This is a genomic window from Bradyrhizobium sp. 187 (genome assembly GCF_023101005.1).
In the GTDB taxonomy this organism is placed as follows: Bacteria; Pseudomonadota; Alphaproteobacteria; order Rhizobiales; family Xanthobacteraceae; genus Bradyrhizobium; species Bradyrhizobium canariense_D.
In genome coordinates this window covers 3,752,077-3,772,055 of record NZ_CP064693.1, presented here as the reverse complement: position 1 = coordinate 3,772,055, position 19,979 = coordinate 3,752,077, and the positions used below count along the sequence as shown (strand labels likewise).

General features: G+C 64.7%; 16 protein-coding genes and 2 tRNA genes. 1 reads left to right on the top strand and 17 read right to left on the bottom strand.

The annotated features are described in order from the left end of the window. Positions 1-16: 16 nt before the first annotated feature. The 10 genes from IVB19_RS17985 to IVB19_RS17940 form a co-directional block, all read right to left on the bottom strand. Positions 17-679, bottom strand: coding sequence for a protein-L-isoaspartate O-methyltransferase family protein (locus tag IVB19_RS17985; protein ID WP_018457814.1), 663 nt, complete (start codon positions 677-679; stop codon positions 17-19). Positions 680-815: 136 nt separating this feature from the next. Continuing rightward, a complete protein-coding gene (locus tag IVB19_RS17980; RefSeq protein ID WP_026233446.1) occupies positions 816-995 on the bottom strand; it encodes a hypothetical protein in 180 nt (59 codons plus the stop codon). Positions 996-1,171: 176 nt separating this feature from the next. Beyond that, positions 1,172-1,246, bottom strand: a tRNA-Asn gene (locus IVB19_RS17975). Positions 1,247-1,380: 134 nt separating this feature from the next. After that, positions 1,381-1,749, bottom strand: coding sequence for a hypothetical protein (locus IVB19_RS17970; protein ID WP_018457812.1), 369 nt, complete (start codon positions 1,747-1,749; stop codon positions 1,381-1,383). Between the two features lie 974 nt (positions 1,750-2,723). Continuing rightward, positions 2,724-3,107, bottom strand: coding sequence for a RidA family protein (locus IVB19_RS17965; protein ID WP_026233445.1), 384 nt, complete (start codon positions 3,105-3,107; stop codon positions 2,724-2,726). Positions 3,108-3,123: 16 nt separating this feature from the next. After that, the gene (locus IVB19_RS17960; RefSeq protein ID WP_018457810.1) at positions 3,124-5,457 is read right to left on the bottom strand and encodes an acetamidase/formamidase family protein; all 2,334 of its coding nucleotides are present in this window, start codon (positions 5,455-5,457) and stop codon (positions 3,124-3,126) included. Between the two features lie 259 nt (positions 5,458-5,716). Continuing rightward, on the bottom strand, positions 5,717-6,958 hold the full coding sequence (locus IVB19_RS17955; RefSeq protein ID WP_018457809.1) for an acetamidase/formamidase family protein: 1,242 nt from the start codon (positions 6,956-6,958) through the stop codon (positions 5,717-5,719). Between the two features lie 49 nt (positions 6,959-7,007). Then, the gene (locus tag IVB19_RS17950) at positions 7,008-8,630 is read right to left on the bottom strand and encodes an amino acid ABC transporter permease/ATP-binding protein (RefSeq protein ID WP_018457808.1); all 1,623 of its coding nucleotides are present in this window, start codon (positions 8,628-8,630) and stop codon (positions 7,008-7,010) included. Next, a complete protein-coding gene (locus IVB19_RS17945; RefSeq protein ID WP_026233444.1) occupies positions 8,630-9,547 on the bottom strand; it encodes an ABC transporter substrate-binding protein in 918 nt (305 codons plus the stop codon). Before IVB19_RS17945 ends, IVB19_RS17950 begins: the two co-directional genes overlap by 1 nt. A gap of 432 nt (positions 9,548-9,979) precedes the next feature. Beyond that, positions 9,980-10,243, bottom strand: coding sequence for a hypothetical protein (locus IVB19_RS17940; RefSeq protein ID WP_018457806.1), 264 nt, complete (start codon positions 10,241-10,243; stop codon positions 9,980-9,982). A gap of 256 nt (positions 10,244-10,499) precedes the next feature. Here IVB19_RS17940 and IVB19_RS17935 point away from each other — a divergent pair, with 256 nt between their 5' ends. Then, positions 10,500-10,712, top strand: coding sequence for a hypothetical protein (locus tag IVB19_RS17935; RefSeq protein ID WP_018457805.1), 213 nt, complete (start codon positions 10,500-10,502; stop codon positions 10,710-10,712). An 87-nt stretch (positions 10,713-10,799) separates the two neighbouring features. Here the strand turns inward: IVB19_RS17935 and IVB19_RS17930 are convergent, their stop codons facing one another. The 7 genes from IVB19_RS17930 to IVB19_RS17900 form a co-directional block, all read right to left on the bottom strand. Further along, positions 10,800-10,946 (bottom strand): hypothetical protein, encoded by a 147-nt coding sequence (locus tag IVB19_RS17930; protein WP_018457804.1) that lies wholly within the window; start codon positions 10,944-10,946, stop codon positions 10,800-10,802. Positions 10,947-11,134: 188 nt separating this feature from the next. Next, a tRNA-Cys gene (locus IVB19_RS17925) sits at positions 11,135-11,208 on the bottom strand. 58 nt (positions 11,209-11,266) lie between these two features. Further along, positions 11,267-12,019 carry an ABC transporter ATP-binding protein gene (locus IVB19_RS17920; RefSeq protein WP_018457803.1) on the bottom strand — a complete coding sequence of 251 codons (753 nt, stop codon included), beginning with the start codon at positions 12,017-12,019 and terminating at the stop codon, positions 11,267-11,269. 10 nt (positions 12,020-12,029) lie between these two features. Next, positions 12,030-12,746, bottom strand: a complete 717-nt coding sequence (locus tag IVB19_RS17915) for an ABC transporter permease (protein ID WP_085385242.1) — start codon at positions 12,744-12,746, stop codon at positions 12,030-12,032. A gap of 197 nt (positions 12,747-12,943) precedes the next feature. Next, the gene (locus tag IVB19_RS17910) at positions 12,944-13,678 is read right to left on the bottom strand and encodes a tRNA-uridine aminocarboxypropyltransferase (RefSeq protein WP_018457801.1); all 735 of its coding nucleotides are present in this window, start codon (positions 13,676-13,678) and stop codon (positions 12,944-12,946) included. Between the two features lie 41 nt (positions 13,679-13,719). Then, on the bottom strand, positions 13,720-16,824 hold the full coding sequence (locus IVB19_RS17905) for an efflux RND transporter permease subunit (protein ID WP_018457800.1): 3,105 nt from the start codon (positions 16,822-16,824) through the stop codon (positions 13,720-13,722). Then, positions 16,824-19,973, bottom strand: coding sequence for an efflux RND transporter permease subunit (locus IVB19_RS17900; protein WP_018457799.1), 3,150 nt, complete (start codon positions 19,971-19,973; stop codon positions 16,824-16,826). The genes IVB19_RS17905 and IVB19_RS17900 overlap by 1 nt, the downstream gene beginning before the upstream one ends. Between the last annotated feature and the right edge of the window lie 6 nt (positions 19,974-19,979).

Below are 19,979 nucleotides of genomic sequence, written 5' to 3'. Positions count from 1 at the left end.
TAACGGGCCAAAGCCGTCAGAAGACGAAGGCGGCGGCCCGTTCCAGCCCCGGAAGGACCGGGGCTGCGGCATCGAACAGCGCCCGATGGCCGAATTCGCCGTGGGTATGGGTCACGATCATGGCTCGCGGCGGCCTGGATTCGGCCGAGACCCCCACCAGGCGCCCCCCCTCCTTGAGCTGCCCGAGCAGCCCTGCCGGGGTCACCTCGGTGGCGCCGTTGAGGACGATCACATCATAGGGACCTGCGGCGGCATCACCCTCGGTGCAGGCCGCGGCCTTGCAGGCCACGTTGGCCAACCCGAGGGCGGCGAAGGCGTCGTTGGCCTTTGCCGCCAGGCCCGAATCGCATTCCGTCGCGATGACTTTGCGCGCGAGCTTGGCGGTCAGCGCAGCGAGATAGCCCGTGGCGCAGCCGACGACCAGCACGTCGTCATCCTCGCCGATCTCGGCGGCCTGGAGCAGCTTGCCGGTCAGCTGCGGCTTGATCAGGAACCGCTTGGCGCCTCCCTCGCTGACGTCGAGATCGAGGTCGAGATACGCCAATGCCTGCCGGCTGGCGGGCACGAAAGCCTCGCGCGGAACCGTGAGCATGGCGTCGAGAACACGACGGTCGGTGACGTCACTGGTGCGCACCTGGCCATCGACCATTTTTAGGCGCGCCGTCGAGAAAACGGACATTTGCGGACCCTGCAAGGCGGACGATGCCGCGGACGAAAGTTGGCGGCATCTTTGGAACAGGCCCTGCGAAAACGCAACATGGCTTTGGCCCGCAAACCGGGCCCTTCCGCAACTCGCAACGTCGAGGGTGAGCCGCCTATTCGATCGTGACCGCGAGGCGGCCGATCAATGCGGCGACTTCGTCCAGCCGTGCCGAATCGTGGGTCTCGACCGCCCGCGCCAGACAAGCGAGGCATTCGTCGTCGCTGAGTTCGGGGATGTCCGCCGGCAGAATGGAGGGGGCCAGCGGGAAACGGTCGACCTGGATGTCTCGCATGGGAATCAGCTCCATAAAGGACCGGCCTCTGGAAGCTCGATTTCAATTGAGTCGTTTTGGCGTCACCGCGGAGGATGCGGGCTCGCCGCGGTACACATCTAGTTGAGGATCTGCTGCAACGAGATCGCACGCCAGATCAGAGTCTGGGCGCAAGTTGCTGAAAATGAAGCGGAATTTGGCTCCCCGGGCTGGATTCGAACCAGCGACCATCCGATTAACAGTCGGATGCTCTACCGCTGAGCTACCGAGGAAAAGGGCGAACCTGTCGTTCGCGCGCGGCTGCGTATAACAAAGCCGCTTGCGCTTGCAAAGGACGAATTCGCTATGTGGCACATTGCGGCGAGGAAGGGCACGCGGCCCCTCCTCCGCCCGGCCTCAGGTCAAGTTACTCGGCGACGAACGAAGTGGTCTTGGTGCCGGAATCGTAGCGCAGCCGGAGTGCCGTGAACTTGCAGAGGTTGACGTTCTTCCAGAGCACGGTCTCGTCATAGTTCTGCCAGTCAACGCGGACGTTCCAGACGCATCCTTCGTCGTCATCGTCGAACTCGACATAGGTGCTCGCCTGGTTCTGCAAAACCTTGTCCAGCTCGTTGTCCCATTCGTCCATGCCATCGTCCGGGGCGTTGAAGCCCAGGAATTTGATGGCATAGCCGGTCTCGTTGACGACAGTGACGTTGCGGGCGTCAGTCGCGTACGACGGCGCGGCGGCAATCGATAGACCGACCGCGATCAGTGCAGACAGAAAATACTTCATATGAAATTCCCCCGATCGAAACGGGCTTTCGGTGCCTGACGTCGATCGGCGCAGGCGCCGCGGCAACCAATGGCGTTGCCTCGAAGGATTCGTCGGAGGCGCAATCGAAAGGTGCAAGACGCGATCGATCCGCCTCCGGCTCTCTGCACGACGCGAGACGCGCAGCGAGCAATTCTTATCGATTCGAATTCTCCGCAGCAATGAACCGGCATTCATAGATCGCGGGGTTTGTTGTCTCCGGGGCGGGCGCCCGGCACCGCGCGAATATGATTCTTGTCGCAGACACAGCTTCGCGCCCTCGCGGCTTGGCTCGCCCGAGCTTTGCTTTGTTTCGTACACCCTCCTCGTCAGAGGGCGCAGGGAAGACCGGGTGCCGGCTGGCACCCACGGTCCACTGTGCGAAGGTTGCGCTACAAGAGGCTGCACAGCGGCATACAGGTGAAGCCCAACACACGGCCTTCCCTGCGCAGTGGTTTGACGGCTTATGCCGAGCTCTCCCCGGGGAGCGATGCACTATTGCCCCCGTCGCCTTGCGGATGGCTGATGCTGCGTGCCCGGTCGGGCAGCGACATCACCACAAGACTTGACGCACAGACCCCGGGCGTCAGGACGACACGGTTTTGCCGTGCGCTAATAGCACCGGTCGTGTGCGCGACGCCTTCGCTCACGGTTGCCCGCCCTGCAAAGCCCTTCGCGCCGATGTGACTAGCGTCCACCGCAGCTCACCCCGCGTTCGTGACGATCGCGATACGCCCCGCTGACAGGGATGAGGTGGCGACTGAATACGCCAAAGTCGAATTTCGGTAAAGTAGAATCTTTTCGCGCGAGCGGATTGACCCGTCGTTTGGGTGTTTTGCCCGTCGGGCAACGCAAGGGCTTGTAGCCCGGATGGAGCGAAGCGTAATCCGGCACCCTGTATCCGTTAAACGAATCCCGGATTGCGCTTCGCTCCATCCGGGCTACGGATCATCTCCTCACGGCCGGCGGCAGACCAGGTCGATCTCGATCAGCGCGTCGTAGGCAAGCCCGGTGACACCGACGCAGGTGCGGGCCGGCAGGCGGTCGGGCGGAAAGAACGCGCGATATGTCTCGTTCATCGCGGTGTAGTCTTCCTTGAAACGCGTGAGATAGATGCGTGTCATCACGACGTGCTCGAAACCGAGATCGAGGCCCGCCAACACCACCTTCAAATTCTCCATCACCGCCCTCGTCTGCGCCACGATGCCCTCCGGCAGCACGCCCGGGATTTGCGGCGTGTCCGGCATCTGGCCGGTGACAAAGACAAAACCGTCGGTCTCCACCGCGTGGCTGAAGGGCGCGACCGGCTTGGGTCCGCCGCTGATCATGTGGAATTTCACTGGAGTATCCTTCGGTTTAAGGCGCGTCCAGAAACAGGCGCTTGCTGATGATCGCGTGCACGCCCCAATTGCCGTCGACCACCTGCGTGACGCCGAAGTCGACGGCGGCCGACATCAGCGCGATCGCCTCGTCCTCGCTCAACCCCTTCACGTTCATCAGGAAGCGTCGCATCTTGCGAAACGCATCTTTCATGGCGAGATCGAGCGAGGACTTTGCGTAAACCTCGCTCTGGCCCTGAGCGCCGAACTCGGCGAGGTAGTTGGGATGGCTGAATCCGGTCAGGACCCAATCAGATTCGGTTTCGATCAGGGGATAAGAGAGATCGGCGAAGGGTTGGCCGGAGAGGTCGGCCTTCTTGTGCAGGATCACCTCGAAGGTTCCGGTCATCGAGCATTCAATCGCGGTGCCGCTCAATTCGCCGTCGCCTTGCGTGGCATGGGGATCGCCGACCGATAACAATGCGCCGGGAACGGAGACCGGAAGATAGACGGTCGCCCCCTTCCCCAAGCGCCAATTGTCGAGATTGCCGCCGAAATAGGACGGCGGCACGGAGTCGATGAAATCGACCTCGCGCGGCGCCACCGCGATCACGCCGAAATGCGGGCGCAAGGGAATGCGGATGCCGTCGAGCACGGCGTGGCGGCGCTTCACGGTGCCGGGCAAGACCGGAACGCCGGGATAGTCGTAGGTGGCGTGCACCACGCCAAACGGGTCGGTCTGCGGCTCCCAGCGGTAGGAATACAGCGCGCGGGCATGCGGCGCATCGGTATCGTCCAGGATTTCGTAGATCGTCACGACCTCGCGCGGCTTCGGTCCTGAAAGAAATTCGTCGTAATGATAGCCCCACCAGGCCGCGACCGAGGAGCCGAACACGCGCCCTGAATGTTTCGGATGACGACTTGTGCGCGGTACGATGTCGAGGATCCGGACTTCCAGCACGTCGCCGGGCTGGGCGTCCTTCACCGACACGGGCCCCGTGCAGATGTGCACGCCAAAGCCTTCGCCGGCGCCGCGCCCGAATATGCTGGCATCCATCGGACCCGCGCCGCGGCGATCCACGTTCTTCCTCGCCTTGGTCCAACCGAATACACTTTCGGCGGCGGTATCGCCCGCGATCATCAGCTCAGGATCATCGGAGGCATGCTGCGTTAGCGTTTCGATCGTGATCGTATCACCCGAATTGATCTCGAGCTGCGGCTGTAACGCGCGACTGAAATATCCCCAATGAACACGGTGGGCTTCGATCGGAAGATGATGATGCTTGCGTTCGGCCGTTCTCGGCTCGTCGATGTCGGTTCGGGCGAGATTGCCGCGCGCCTCGGCGCTCGCCGGGTGCACGCGAAGCTGCGCCAGCGCATCCTGCGGCCAGCCGCGCTGACCGGCTATCCCCTGCTGGGTCGTCGCCCGCTCCGCTTCCTGCTGGCGAAACTCGCGCGGCGGCAGCCCGAAGCGATGGCGGAAGGCGCGGCTGAAATGCGCGGAATCGCCAAACCCATAGGCGTAGGCGATCTCCGAGATTGAGCGATGCGCCTCGGACGGATTGGACAGATCGGCCCAGGCGCGCTGCAGCCGCCGCTCGCGAACGTAATGAGTAAAGTTGTCGCCGACCGTCTCGAACAGCTTTTGCAGATAGCGCTCGGAAATCCCTTCGGCCTGCGCGACGCGCGCCGGCACCAGTCCGGGATCGTCGAGGCGGCGTTCGATGGTCTGGCAGATCCGGTGCAGGAGTGCCGACTGCGTCGCGCTCGATCCGGCGTCGGACGTCGAAGCCGCCAATTGATGGGCGAGTGTCAGCAGCAGATCGACGAGCGACTGCGTGACCGCATTCCATTCGGCATCGCTCAGCGTGTCGAGCGTGCGCGCGGTCGCGTCCATCAAGCGCGCGAAGACATCGGCAAAGCCGCTGGGCGGAACGACCCTGGGTTCGCCGAGCCGCGGCCTGCCCGAGAGGCGGCCGTGCAGCGCCTCCGAGGTCACCGACAGCACGACGGCGCGCATGTCGCGCTGGAATACGATGCTCCAGTCCCCGCTCCGCGGCAGCAGCACGAGATGGCCCACCGGAACGATGCGATGGCCGGCGGCGCTCTTGAGCACCATGCCGTCCTCGACCGGCATCAGCGCAATCGGCAGGTCTTCGTTGGCCTGCGGACGCGGACCGATGGTCTGGGCGCCGGCCGCCATGCGCGTCAGCGCAACGCCTGCGGCGTGGCGATGTGACGCCGTTGCGTGCCCATCCAGGAAGCAATGGCCTGCCGCCGGCTGCAGGCCGACCGCGGCGAGCACGTCCCGCCAGGCTTCGGGGCGGTCGTCTTGAGCGTAGGACTCGCTCGTGAAAGGACGGAAGCTCATCGGATCGACCCAGATTGCAGTGGATCGAAGCAACCTCTGTGCCAGACGAACGTGGTCATCCGTCGCAGCGAGGGGCCGCAAATGACGGTCTTTTGTCACGTCCTCATCCTGGAAATGAGCTGTTCTTCAAAGTGTTGGAGCGCGATGTCAACGTCGAGCACGATGTGTAGCCTGGATGGAGCGAAGCGTAATCCGGGGGCCTTTTGAGTCCGGCGTGACAAACCCGGATTGCGTTGCGCTCCATCCGGGCTACGGCCCATCAGTCGCACCGAAAGATGTTTTTGCGGATCGTGCCGTGAACTCCCCAATTGGCATCGACCACCTGGGTGACGCCGAAATCGGCGCCGACCGATAGCAGCGAAATCGCCTCGTCCTCGCTCAAACCGTGCACGGTCATCAGGAACCTCCTGAGCTTGCGGAACGCATCGCGCATCGCACGGTCGAGACTCGAGTGGTTGGCAATCTCGGTCTGTGCGTCGGCGCCGAGCGCGGCGAGGTAGTTCGGATAGGTGAAGCCGTAGAACGACCACGCCTGATCGGTCTCCAGCATCGGATGATCGAGACCTTCGAGGCTGGTGCCGGCGAGATCGGCCTTCTTGTGCAGGACGAACTCGAAATCGCCGGTCAGCGAGGTTTCGATCGCGGTGCCGCCAAGCTCGCTGTCGCCTTGCGCGGCGTGGGGATCGCCGACCGAGAAATAGGCGCCGGGGATCGCGACCGGATAGAACATCCGCGCCCCCTTGCCGATGCGCCAGTCGTCGATGTTGCCGCCGGTATAGCTCGGCGGGATCGAGCTGACGAAATCGGCCTCCGACGGCGCGAGCCCCATGGTGCCAAAATGCAGCCGTGCCGGCACCCTGACGCTTGTGAGGATGTTCTCGCGCTTCTTGATGGTGGCGTGATCGACGCGCACGCCGGGATAATCGATGGTCGGATGCACGATGCCGTCGGGGTCGGTCTGGGGCGTCCAGACGTAGTTGTAGACCGCTTTGGCGCAGGGCTCGCCTGACGTGTCGAGCTCGAAGATGGTGACGACCTCGCGCGGCTTCGGCTCCTCGATCAGATCGTGATAGTGAAAGCCCCAATTGGCGGCGATGTTGGAGCCGAAGCAGCGCCCGGCATGACAGGCGCTGCAGCTCGGCCGCGGCCGGATATCGAGGATGCGCACTTCGAGGATGTCGCCGGGTTCGGCGCCTTCGATCGCGACCGGACCGGTGAGGAGATGCACGCCGATCCCCTCGCCTGCTCCGCGGATGAACGGGCCTTCGGTCGGGCCCGAACCGCGCCGCCCGACGGCCTTGTGCTCGCGCGTCCATTGGAACACGCTCTCGGCGCCGGGATCACCCTGGATCATGCGCTCGTAGTCATCATTGGCGTGATGGGTCAGCGTCTCGATGGTGGCGCGATCCCCCGAGCGCAGGGTCAGGGCCGGCGCGACCTTCTTGGAGAAATAGCCCCAGTGGACGGTCTTCGGCGAAACCGGCAGCGTGACATGCTTCATGAGGTGGCCTCTTCTGGAAACGCGGTCTTGAACGGTGTGGGTGCGGCTCTCATCGCACCACCTCCGGAGTTTTGTCGGCTTCCATCACGCTGAGGAAACGCGCGGTCAGCGGATTGCGGGGGTTGGAGAGCACCTCGTGCGCGGGCCCCTCCTCGATGATCGTGCCGCCGCTCAGGAACGCGACGCGGTCGGCGACCTCGTCGGCGAAGCGGATCTGGTGCGTCGAGATGATCATGGTGAGGCCGTCATCGACGGCGAGCCGCCGGATCACCTCCAGCACCTCGCTGACGAGCTCGGGATCGAGCGCCGAGGTCGGCTCGTCCAGGAGCAGCACGCTGGGGTTCGGGGCGAGCGCTCGGGCGATCGCGACGCGCTGCTGCTGGCCGCCGGAGAGATGCCGCGGCAGCGCGTCGGCGCGGTGCGACAGCCCGACCCGCTCGAGCAGCTCGGCGGCGCGGCGATCGGCATCAATGCGGGTCATGCCGTGCACCCAGCGCAAGGGCCCGGCGATGTTCTCCTTGGCCGAGAGATGGGCAAACAAATTGAATTGCTGGAACACCATGCCGACGCCCACGCTTGCCCGCTCATTGGCGATCGCGCGGGGCGGCAGCAGCTTGCCGTCGTCGCCAAAACCGAGGCGGCGGCCGCCGACACGCACCGTGCCTCCGTCCCAGCTTTCGAGATGATTGATGCAGCGGAGCAGCGTGCTCTTGCCGGAGCCGCTGGGCCCGAGCAGCGCGACGACCTCGCCGACGCGTACGGTGAGATCGAGGCCGGCAAGCACCTTTTGCCCGCCGTAGCTCTTGGTGAGGTCCTTGGTCTCGACCGCGATGTTGTTGCGTGAAATCGTCGCCGCGCGCCGGGTGCGTTCCTCGCGGGTCAAGGCCAGCGGTGGCGTGTCGGTGAGCTCAGCCTGTGCAGGCACTTGGACGTCGACGATCGCTGCGGCAAGTTCGAGCTTGGTGGCGAGGTCGACGCGACGCCAGGGCAGGTAATCGGCGAGCCTGCGCTGGCGGCCCTTGGTACGATCGAGATCGAGCAACCATTCGACGAAAAGCTGGATGATGCTGATGGCAAAGGTCAGCACCAGGTATAGCAGGCCCGAGGCGAAGAAGATCGAGAAGAAGTCGAAGGTCGAGGACGCAAGCTGGGTCGAGCGCAGGGTCAGCTCCTGGACCGCGACCACGGAGGCGAGCGACGAATTCTTCAGCGCACTCACGGCCTCGTTGCCGAAGGCCGGGATCATGGTGCGGATCGCCTGGGGCGCGATCACCCGCCACATCAGGATCCGCGGCGTCATGCCGAGCGCCTGGCCGGCCGTCACCTGCCCGCGGTCGACACCGAGCACGCCGGCGCGCAGCATCTCGGCGATGAACGGCGCCTCGTTGCAGGCCAGCGCAAGGCCGGCGGCCAGCACCGCCGGCAGCTTGATCCCGATATGCGGCAACGCGTCGTAGGCGAACACCATTTGCAGGATCAGCGGCGTGCCGCGGAAGATCACGGTGTAGGCCCTGGCGATCGCCGCCAGCAGCCAGAAGCGGGAGAGCTGCATGCCGGCGAGGATCAATCCAAGGATCAATCCGCCGCCGAGCCCGAGGGCAGTCACCTCGAGGGTGAGCTCGATGCCCTCGAGCAGATACGGCATGCTCAGGTAATGGAGGAATAGCGACATCAGTCGGCCGTCAGAATGTCAGGCTCCTTGAAGTTGTTCACGTCGAGCCCATGCTTCTTCAGAAGCTCCATATGCGTGCCGGCCTTCTGCACCTCGATCAGGGCTGCGAGCACGGCGTCGCGGAATTTAGGCTTGTCCTTCGGGACGGCGATGCCGACCGAATACGGGATCGTCACCGCGGTCGCCTTCTCCAGCTTGTCCGGATAGGCCTTCACCGCGCTGTCGACGGTGTTGACGTCGTTGACATAGGTGTCGGCACGACCGGCGAGGATCGCCTGGATGCAGTTGGCGTTGTTGTCGTAGAGCTGGACGGTCGGCTCGGCCTTGCCGGCCTTCTTGCACTCAGGCATCAGCGTCTGGATCAGCGGCACCTCGACATAGCCGGTGTTTTCAGCGGCAGCGGCGCCGCACATCGACATGTTGATGCCGTTGATGCCCTTCGGATTGCCCTTGGCGACCAGCACGCCGTCGAACACTTTCGAATAGGTGATGAAGTCGGCGGCCTTGGCGCGCTCCTTGGTGGCGTAGATGTCGGAAATCACGATGTCGGCTTGTCCCGCGGCCAGCGTCGTCAGGAGCGCCGCGAACGTCACCGGCTTGTAGGTCAACTTGAAGCCGAGGCATTCGCCGATGGCTTCGCCGAGATCGATGTCGAAGCCGATATACTTGCTCGGATCCTTCGGATCGATGGTCTCATAGCCCGGCGTGTGCGGGTTGATGGCGTTGACGAGGGTCTTGCCCTTCCAGTCCGGATATTTGTCCTGGAGCGCGGCGCAGGCCGCAGGCGCCGCAGCCTGCGCGCTCAGGGGCGCGGCTGCCAGCGCGCCGAAAGTGACCGCGGCGCCGAGCGCGGCCTTGTGCCAAGACAGCGATGCACGTGCGTTCCCCCGCGCCTGGGGCAATACGGGTCTCTCCATCTCCAGCTCCTTCGAATTGTCATGGCAATGGCCATGTTCCAGATCGCGGAAGCGAGCCTAGGAGGAGAGCGGACCGGAAAGCTTGTCCGCGGGCGTACAAAAAATTGGATGGAGGGAGCCCGCCATTTGGGCAGGCAGCTGCTCAAAAACTGTTCGTGAATGCGGGACGCTGTAGCGCGCAATTGCGAATTCGGGGAAACCACATGATCTTGCGTGACGCCGCGATCTGCACGATCAGCGAATCATGCGGTGAGGTCATTTGACAGAGATATGACAATCAAAGGACGCATCTGCGGCCGACATCCGAAGCACATCCCCCGCCGTCCCCAGCCTGTCCGCAGCATACCCACAGGTGTATCCACAGGACGACTATGCCGGATTCGCCTGCCCGCGCGAGCCACTTGCTGCGCACAAACCCACAGGGCCGGTATGTCAGCCGCCGGCCTGATCGAACACGATGCGGCAAGCCTCACTCAAGCTTGGCCTGTTACGGCGCAGGCAGGCCGTGATGGCGCGGACGTTGGGGATTTCGCCGGCGCAGAGCCGGTAGACGTCGGGGGTACAGGCCCGGCGCTGCTCGGGTGTTCCCTGCTGCGCATGGGCGGCGGAGGCAAACAGCGTCAGGAACAGCCCGACCGTCGAGGCCCGGCGCGCCCGGCTTTTCACGCCCGCAAATCGCAAGAACCGCGCCTTCATGACCAGTCTCCCGTCTGCTTTGCCCGACCGGCCTGTATTGGCCGGTGTGCAAAGGGGTAGGAGAAATAAACAGCGAAAGATGTGACATCCTTCACACTGCGGGCACCCCGGCAGGAACCTAAGTTTCCCAACGCGATTTCATCAATCGCTAACCAATCGGGACCCGATTGGCGGATCGTTAAAATGCGATCGATCGGCTCAACCGGGAAACAAACCGGCGTTGCGATATTGCGCCATCCGCGGTCCGGAGGGTGTGATGAGCGAAGCCGAATTCAACTTGCTGCTGGATGCCGTCCAGGACGCCATGGTCCATGAAGATCTGGCGTTCGTGCCGGGGGAGGATCTCGTGCCGCGCTCGTGGACGTATTACGCGAAGCCCAACGCCTCCGCGAAGCCCAAAGCCGCCAATGACAATGAGGGCGCCTGGCCCTTGGTGCCTTTCCCGGACGGCTGGTACGCGGCCTGCTGAAGCCAATTTCACCGTGAGCCGACGCGCCCGCGCTCCGCGGGCGTTTTGCTATGGCAGCTACGCGGTGAAAATCCCGCGTGATCGCGATCAGGTCTTGACCCGCTCTCCGCCGTCCTGCGGCGCCTGGTCGGGTGCGGCCGGCGGAAAGATGCTGTCATAGATCGCACGGGCCTCGCGGATGAGGCGGGCCCGCTCCAGCTCGGATTTCGGGACAAATCGGACGGTTTCGCTCACGTGCTCTCCAGCGCTCGATCGTTGGGATGCATCACTTCGCAGATGCGAAGACTATGCCAGCGGGCTGAATGGCGGGTTTCCGCCGGGCCCCGGGCAAACCCGGTGTGCGCGGCCAGCACGCATCGCCCGCGCGGGCCGATGGCAGCCGCGATACGATCGAATATTGCTGAAATATCAGGAGGTTGAGATGGAGGCCACGTCGGGACTCGAACCCGAGTAAACGGTTTTGCAGACCGGCGCGTAACCACTCCGCCACGTGGCCCCAACGAGGGCGGAGCAATATAGGGGATCACAGGTTTAGGCAACCCCGACCGGACCAGCTACGCCTTCGCGCCGCCGAGATATTGGCCGAGAATTTCATCGGTCGCGCCGGCGGCCACAATCCACCCCTCCTCCAGCAGGATCGCGCGGTTGCAGGTGCTCTTGATCAACTCGATGTCGTGCGAGGCGAGCACCAGAATGCCGGCGCGTACAACGATCTCGTCGAGCCGCTGCCGCGCCTTCTTGCGGAACTGCTGGTCGCCGACGCCGATCCATTCGTCGAGCAGCACGATCTCGCCCTCGACGGCGGTTGCGACTGCAAAGATCAGGCGCAGCATCATGCCGCTGGAATAGGTGCGCAGCGGCAGGTCGAGCCGGTCGCCCAGTTCGGTGAATGCGGCGATCTCCCCCCGCTTGGCGTCGATCTCGGAGCGCCGTGCGCCGATCACGAGGCCACGCCGCATGATGTTCTCGTAGCCGGTCGCTTCCTCGTCGAATCCGGCCGAGAGATCGAACAGCGGCAGACAGCGGCCCAGCACGTCCACGCTGCCCGACGTCGGATGGTAGATGCCGGCGAGCACCCGCAGCAGCGTGGTCTTGCCGGCGCCATTGGCGCCGATGATGGCGACGCGATCGCCGGCACGGATGTCGAGGTTGACGTCATTCAACGCGGAGACGATGTGCGGGGTCGCCGTGGTCCGCCGCAGTGTCATCGCGTTGACGAACCGGCTGCGCAGCGAGCGGTCGCGGAACGACAGCACCGGAAACCTTACCGAGACGTTGCGAAGCGCGATATGAGCTGCGGGGGTCATATCTCGTGCCTCACAGCCAATACGCCACACGATGGCGGTATTTCGCGTAGCAGCCGAGGCCGATGACGGCCACGACGGTCGCATAGATGACCCCGAGGAGCCATTGCTCCGCATCGGTCGACTGCGACAGTAGCGGCCTGCGCACCAGATCGAGCAGCGTCGCGAACGGATTGGCGCGGATCAGCCAATAAAACGCGGTGCCGCGCGCGCTGTCTTCGGTCCAGATGATCGGCGTCAGGAAGAAGACGAATTGCAGGCCGCTGACGATCGCCGAGCCGATGTCACGAAACCGCGCGCAGAGCATACCGAGCGCGACCGAGCCACCCAGCAGCACAGTGAGCAGGATCGCGAAGCCCGGTACCGCGAGCAGCATGCTCCCATGCAGCGGCCACGGCATCAGGAGATAGAGCAGGACGACGATCACCAGATGATGCGCGAAGATGAGGACGTTGCGCGCCATCATCTGGAGCACGTGCACGATCAGCGGCGCCGGCACCGCCTTGATCAAATGGCCTGATGCCACGAAGATGTGGGAACCTTCCTGGAGCGTCGTCGCGATCAGCGTCCAGACGATCAGGCCGACGGCAAAGTGCGGCAGAAAGCTCGTGATGTCCTGTCTGAACAGTGCCGCATAGACCGTGCCGACGCTGGCAATGGTCGCCGCGAGCGTCAGTGTGATCCAGAGCGGGCCGATCACGGTACGCCGATAGCGCAGCGAAACGTCCATCAGGGCAAGCGTGCCCCAACGATCGAACCGCGCCGCCTGGGCAAGGATCTCCTTGGCTGCAAGCTGAATGCGACGGCCCCTTCGTTTCCGGCGTTCCGATCGTGCGAGAGCATAGCAGATAGCGGCCTATTGGCCGACGGTCTCTATCCGCCCGCCTCTCGCGGGACAATCGGCCGTACGGATGATCCGGACCGGAGTCAGGCTCGCTTGACCCGCCGGACACCGCGCCGGCGGTCCTTCACCGGCGGCTTTGGCGCCAATTCGGGCATCTCGGTCTGGACCTCGCGGTAGCGGGTTAACATCCGTTCAAAGCTGGCATTCAGCGTCTCGGCGATGTCCGGGCGCTTCTCCAGAGCGGAGAGGATCGTCGCCGCAGCCTCGATGGTCGACAGTCCGTCCTTCCGAGGCTCCTTGCGCAGGCGCCCGTACCGCGATGGGGTGGTCGGGTTCAGGATGACGCGCTGGCATTTCAGCATCCACGGGTTGCGCCACCACAGGGCCTTGGCTTGGCTCCAGGTGCCGTCGAGCAGCACCACACCTTCGAGCTTGCCGAGGCGCGCGCGCTGGTTGTCCGCGACCTCGCTCTTGCGGTTGAGAGCCAGGATTTCGCCCTCGGCCTCGAGATCGGTGGCGTGCGCCGAGCCGAGATAGAGCACCGCCCAGTGCGAGGCGTTCTCGATGGGTTGCCCCAGCGCTTTCGACAGGCTCGGCCAGGACAGGCCGACCCGCAGCGTGGCACCGGCGAAATGCTTCGCAAGCAGCCGCGCAGTGCCGAGCGCCCTGTCCTGCTCCTGCGGATGCTGAAGGATCAGGAGCGAGAGCCGGTTCTTGATGGGCGTGACGCTGTCGCAGATGCACAACGGCATCGGCTTCTGGCAGTGCGGGCATTCGGGGATCGGATCGGCCGGCGCGGCGGCGGTGGGGTTCGACATAGTCGCCGCTATACGCTCTGCACGGCGGTTCAACAACCCGCCTATTCCGCCGGCGCGGCCAGCGGGCGCGGTTCGGAGCGGCGGCGCAGGCGGTCGACCAGCAGGTAGATCACGGGCGTGGTGTAGAGCGTCAGGATCTGCGAGACGAACAGCCCGCCGATGATGGTGATGCCGAGCGGACGGCGGAGTTCCGTGCCGGGCCCGGTCGCGACCACCAGCGGAATGCCGGCGAACAGCGCCGCCATCGTCGTCATCAGGATCGGCCGGAAGCGCGCCTGGCAGGCCTCGAAGATCGCCTCCGCCGACGACAGGCCGCGCTGGCGCTCGGCATCGAGCGCGAAATCCACCATCATGATGCCATTCTTCTTGACGATGCCGATCAACAGGATGATGCCAACGAAGGCGATCACGGTCAGTGGCGTGTTGGTGAGCTGCAAGGCCAGCAGCGCGCCAAGTCCCGCCGAGGGTAGCGTCGAGATGATCGTGAGCGGATGGGCGAGGCTCTCGTAGAGCACGCCGAGCACGATATACATCGCCACCAGCGCGCCGAGGATCAGGAGCGGCTGGCGGCCGCTGGTCTTGGCGAAATCGCCAGCATTGCCATCAAAACTGCCGCGAATGCCTTCCGGCATGTGCAGCTCCTCGACCGCGCGCTGGATGTTCTGCGTTGCGGCCTGGATCTGCACATCCGGCAACAGGTTGAACGACACCGTGGTCGATGGGAACGACTGCGAATGATAGACCGCGAGCGCGGCGAGCCCGCGCGTCGCATGCACCACGGCCGACAGCGGCACCTGCGCGTCGCCCGCGCCGGCGACATAGATGCGATCGAGGTTGGAGGGGTCGACCTGGAATTTCGGGTCGATCTCCAGCACGGTCATGTACTGGTTGCGCTGGGTGTAGATGATCCCGATCTGCCGCTGCGAGAACGCGTTGTTGAGCGCGTTGTCGATATCCTGGACGCGGACGCCGAGTGCGGAGGCCTTCTGGCGGTCGATCGACAAGGTCAATTGAAGCCCGCCGGGATCGCGGTCGCTGGAGATGTCGGTGATGCCTTCGACGCTCTCCATGCGCTTGGCCACGATCGGCGCCCACTTTTGCAACAGGCCGAGGTCGGTGCTGGTCAGCGTGTATTGGTAGTCGGAATCGCTCTGCCGTCCGCCGGCGCGCACGTCCTGGGCGGCGAACATGAACAGGCGGATGCCGGGCACCGGGTATAACGCCCGCCTGAGACGGTCGATCACCACCTGGGTCGAGACGTGGTCGCGCTCCTCCGGCGGCTTCAGGCTGATGAACATGGTGCCGCGATTGGAGGTCGCGCCGCCCGGTCCGCCGCCGCTGCCGACGGTGGAGCCGATGCCGGCCACTGCCGGATCCTGCATCACGATGTCGGCGAGCCGCTGCTGCAGGCTCAGCATCGACTGGAACGAGATGTCGGCCGAGGCGCGCGTCGCCCCGATGACGAAGCCGGAATCGTCGGTCGGGAAATAGCCCTTAGGGATCTTGATGTAGAGCGTAATTGTTAGGCCGATGGTGGCGAAGAACACCAGCAGCGTCAGCAGCGGATATTCCAGCACGGTGCGCAAGGTGCGGGTGTAGAACGCGACGATGCGCGACAGCGAGCCCTCGATGATCCGGTCGAACAGGGTCGCCGTGCCAGACGTGGTCTGGCGGATGTAATGGGCGCAGATCATCGGCGTCACCGTCAGCGACACCAGGGTCGAGACCAGGATGGCGAAGGTCAATGTCAGGGAGAACTCGCGCAGCAGCCGGCCGACGACGCCATCCATGAAGATCAGCGGCGTGAAGGCCGCGATCAGCGACAGGCTGATCGACACGACGGTGAAGCCGATCTGCCGGGCGCCGTCCAATGCCGCCTGGAGCGGGCGCATGCCGTGCTCGAGATTGCGGTACATGTTCTCGATCATGACGATGGCGTCGTCGACCACGAAGCCAACGGAGATCGCCAGCGCCATGAGCGAAAGATTGTCGATCGAGAAGCCCGCGACCCACATGCCGGCGCAGGTTCCGGCCAGCGCCAGCGGCACCGAGATTCCGGCTGCGATCGTCGGCGTGAGCCGTCGCAGGAATACGAACACGACGACCATCACGAGAATGGCAGTCGCGAGCAAGGTCCACTGCATGTCGAGCACGCTGGCGCGGATCGTACTGGTGCGGTCGACCAAGGTGGAGATATCGACCCCGGCCGGGATCCACTGCTTCAGCGCGGGGATCAGCGCCTTCACCCGGTCGACGGTATCGATGACGTTGGCATCGCCCTGCTTGGTGATCTGGATCAGCACAGCCGGCTGCTTGTTGAACCAGGCGATGGAACGGGCGTTACGGACGGAGTCCTCGATGTCGGCAACATCGGAGAGCCGGACGAAATTGCCCTTCGCGCTCTTGATGACGATGTCGCGGAACTCTTTCGCCGTCCGCATCTGCTTGTTGAGCGACAGCGTCTCGCTCTGGCGCTCGCCGTTGAAGATGCCGACCGGACCGAGCGGGTTGGCGTTGATAATCGCAGTTCGCACGTCGTCGGTGGCGATGCCGGCATTGGACAGCGCGACAGGATTGAGCTGAATCCTGACCGCCGGCTGGTCGGCACCCGAGATCGTCACATTGCCCACCCCCGGCACCTGCGAGATGCGCTGCGCCAGCACGGTGTCGGCGACGTCGTAGACCGCGCTGGCGGACAGCGTCTTCGAGGTCAGCGCCAGCACGAAGACCGGCGCGCCTGCGGTGTTCGCCTTGCGGAAGCGCGGCAGCGTCGGCAAATCGCTCGGCAGGTCGACCAGCGACGCATTGATTGCCGCCTGCACGTCGCGGGCGGCTTTGTCGACGTTGCGGCCGATGTCGAACTGGAGCTGGATGCTGGTCGTGCCGAGTGACGAAGTCGAGGTGATCTGGCTGATGCCCGCGATCTCGCCGAGCCGCCGCTCCAGCGGCGAGGCAACCGTCGCGGCCATGACGGACGGGTCGGCGCCAGGACGGCTGGCCGAGACGAAGATGGCGGGAAAATCGATGTTCGGAACCGAGGCAACGGGGAGGAACTCGTAAGCCACGATACCCAGCAGGAACAACCCGATCGACAGCAGCGTGGTCGCGACCGGGCGGCGGATGAAGGGCTCCGAGATCGATGCCATCACTGCATCCCCTCGGTCGCGCCCGCGACGGGCGGACCGCCGGATTCGGCCGGCGGCAGCGCCTGCTCGAGGCGGCGGTTGATGCGGTCGAGGGCGAGATAGATCACCGGCGTGGTGTAGAGCGTGAGCAATTGGCTGAGCAGCAGGCCGCCGATAATGGAGATGCCGAGTGGGAAGCGCAGCTCGGCGCCGGTGCCGCTCTCGATCGCCAGCGGCAGCGCACCGAACAGGGCGGCCAGCGTCGTCATCATGATCGGACGGAAGCGCAGCAGACAAGCCTGTACGATCGCCTCGTTCGGCGACATCCCCTGCCCGCGCTCGGCCTCGAGCGCGAAGTCGATCATCATGATCGCGTTCTTCTTGACGATGCCCATCAACAGGATGATGCCGATCAGCCCGATCACCGAGAGATCCTGCCCGCACAGCATCAGCGCCAGGATCGCGCCGACGCCGGCGGACGGCAGCGTCGAGAGGATCGTGATCGGATGGATGTAGCTCTCGTAGAGCACGCCGAGCACGATATAGATCGTGATCACCGCGGCCAGCAGCAGCCAGGGCTGGCCGGCGAGTGCCTTGGCGAATTCGGCGGCGTCGCCGGCATAGACGCCGACGATGCTGTTGGGCATCTCGATCCGGGTCTCGATGGTCTTCACGGCCTCGACGGCATCGCCAAGCGCCGCGCCCGGCGCGAGGTTGAAGCTGAGCGAGATCGACGGGAATTGCGCCTGGTGCGAAATCGCGAGCGGCGCGGTGGTGCGCGTCAGCGTCGCCACGGCGGAGAGCGGCACCTGCGCGTTGGGCGCACCGGCGGTCGCGCTCGCCGCGCCCGGCAGATAAAGCTTCGACAGGATCGAGGGATCGCGCTGGTACATCGGCAGCGCTTCCAGCACCACGCGGTACTGGTTGGCCTGGCCGTAGATGGTCGAGATCTGGCGCTGCGCGAAGGCGTCGTTGAGCGTGTCGGTGATGCCCTGAAGGCTGACGCCGAGCTGGCCGGCGCGGGTGCGGTCGACCGTGAGCTGCGCCCGCAGACCGCCTTCCTGCGCTTCCGAGGAGACGTCGCGGAACAGCGGATCGCGCCGCATTTCGGCAACCAGCTTGCGCGCCCATTCCGACACCAAAGCGGCGTCGGTGCCGGTCAGCGTGTACTGGTATTGCGAACGGCTCGACTGGGTCGAGATCTGCACGTCCTGCACCGGCTGGAAATAGACGGTCATGCCGGGGATGGCGGCCACCCGCCCCTTCAGGCGGGTGATGACGACGCTGACATCGTCGCGCCGCTCGCCGCGAGGTTTCAGCGTCATGACAAGACGGCCGACATTGGTGGTCGGATTGACCGAGCCTGCACCGATCACCGAGACCACGCCGGTCACATCGGGATCGGCCTTGATGGCGTCGGCCGCCTCGGCCTGCCGCTTCTGCATCTCCGCAAACGAGACGTCGGGACCGGCTTCGGTCACCGCCGTGATCGAGGCGGTGTCCTGCAGCGGCAGGAAGCCCTTTGGCGCGACGACATAGAGCGCCAGGGTCGCGATCAGCGTGGCGAAAGTCACGACCAGTGTCGCGCGCTGGCGCTCCAGCACCCAGAGCAGCGTGCGGTGATAGAACCCGACGGTGCGGTCGATGAAGCGGCTGACCGCGGCAAGACCCGGCACTGCCAGCTCTTCATGGGCATGCTTCAGCAGGCGCGAGCACATCATCGGCGTCAGCGTCAGCGACACCACGGCGGAGGTCACGACCGCGATCGTCAGGGTCAGCGCGAATTCGCGGAACATGCGGCCCACAAGGCCCGACATGAACAACAGCGGGATGAACACCGCAATCAGCGATACCGTCAGCGAAATCACGGTGAAGCCGATCTCGCTGGCGCCCTTCAGCGAAGCCTCCATCGCGCTGTCGCCGTTTTCCATGTGGCGGACGATGTTCTCGATCATCACGATGGCGTCGTCCACGACGAAGCCGGTGCCGATGGTGAGCGCCATCAGCGACAGATTGTCGAGGCTGAAGCCGGCAAAATACATGATGCCGAAGCTCGTGATCAGCGACAGCGGCAGCGCCACGCCGGCGATCAGCGTGGCGCGTAGCGAACGCAGGAACAGCAGCACCACCAGCGTCACCAGCACGACGCTGAGGATCAGCGTGAACTGCACGTCGCGCACCGAGGCACGGATGGTGACGGTGCGGTCGGAGACGATGGTGAGGTTCACGCCGGCCGGAATAGCGCGCTGGACCTTTGGGATTTCCGCCCGGATCTGGCTGACGACGTCGATCACATTGGCGCCGGGCTGACGCTGGATGTCGATGATGACGGCGGGCGAGCCCTGGTACCAGCCGCCGGTGCGGTCGTTCTCGAGCCCATCGACGATCTGGGCGACGTCGGCGATCGTGACCGGCGAGCCGTTGCGGTAGGCGATGATGACAGGCTTGTAGGCGTCGGCGGCGGCGATCTGGTCGTTGGCGGCGATGATGTAGGATTGCTGCGCGCCGTCGAGCGAGCCTTTCGGCCCGGAGACGTTGGCACTGGCGATCGCGGTGCGCAGGTCTTCCATGGCTATGCCATAGGCGGCGAGCCGCGCGAGATCCGCCTGGATGCGGACGGCTGGCTTCAGTCCGCCGAGCACAGAGACGCGCCCGACGCCGGAAATCTGGCTCAGCCGCTGCGCCAGAAGCGTATCGGCGATGTCGCTCATCGCCCGCAATGAGATTGTGTCGGAGCGCAGCGCCAACGTCATCACCGGCGCATCGGCCGGGTTCACCTTGGCGTAGGTCGGCGGATAAGGCAGCGTCTTGGGCAGCACGCCGGCCGCCGCGTTGATCGCAGCCTGGACGTCCTGGGTGGCACCGTCGATGTCGCGGTTGAGATCGAACTGCAGCGAGATCTGGCTGACGCCGAACGAGCTCGTCGAGTTCATCGCCGACAGCGACGGGATCTGGCCGAGCTGCCGCTCCAAGGGCGCGGTGATCAGCGAGGCGATCACGTCGGGGCTCGCGCCGGGCAATTGCGTCGTCACCTGCACGGTCGGGAAATCGACCTGCGGCAGCGCGGACACCGGCAGCGCGAAATAGCCGAGCAGCCCGCCAATCAGAAGCGCGATGCCGAGCAATGAGGTCGCGATCGGACGGCGGATGAAGGGTTCGGAGACGCCCATGGGATG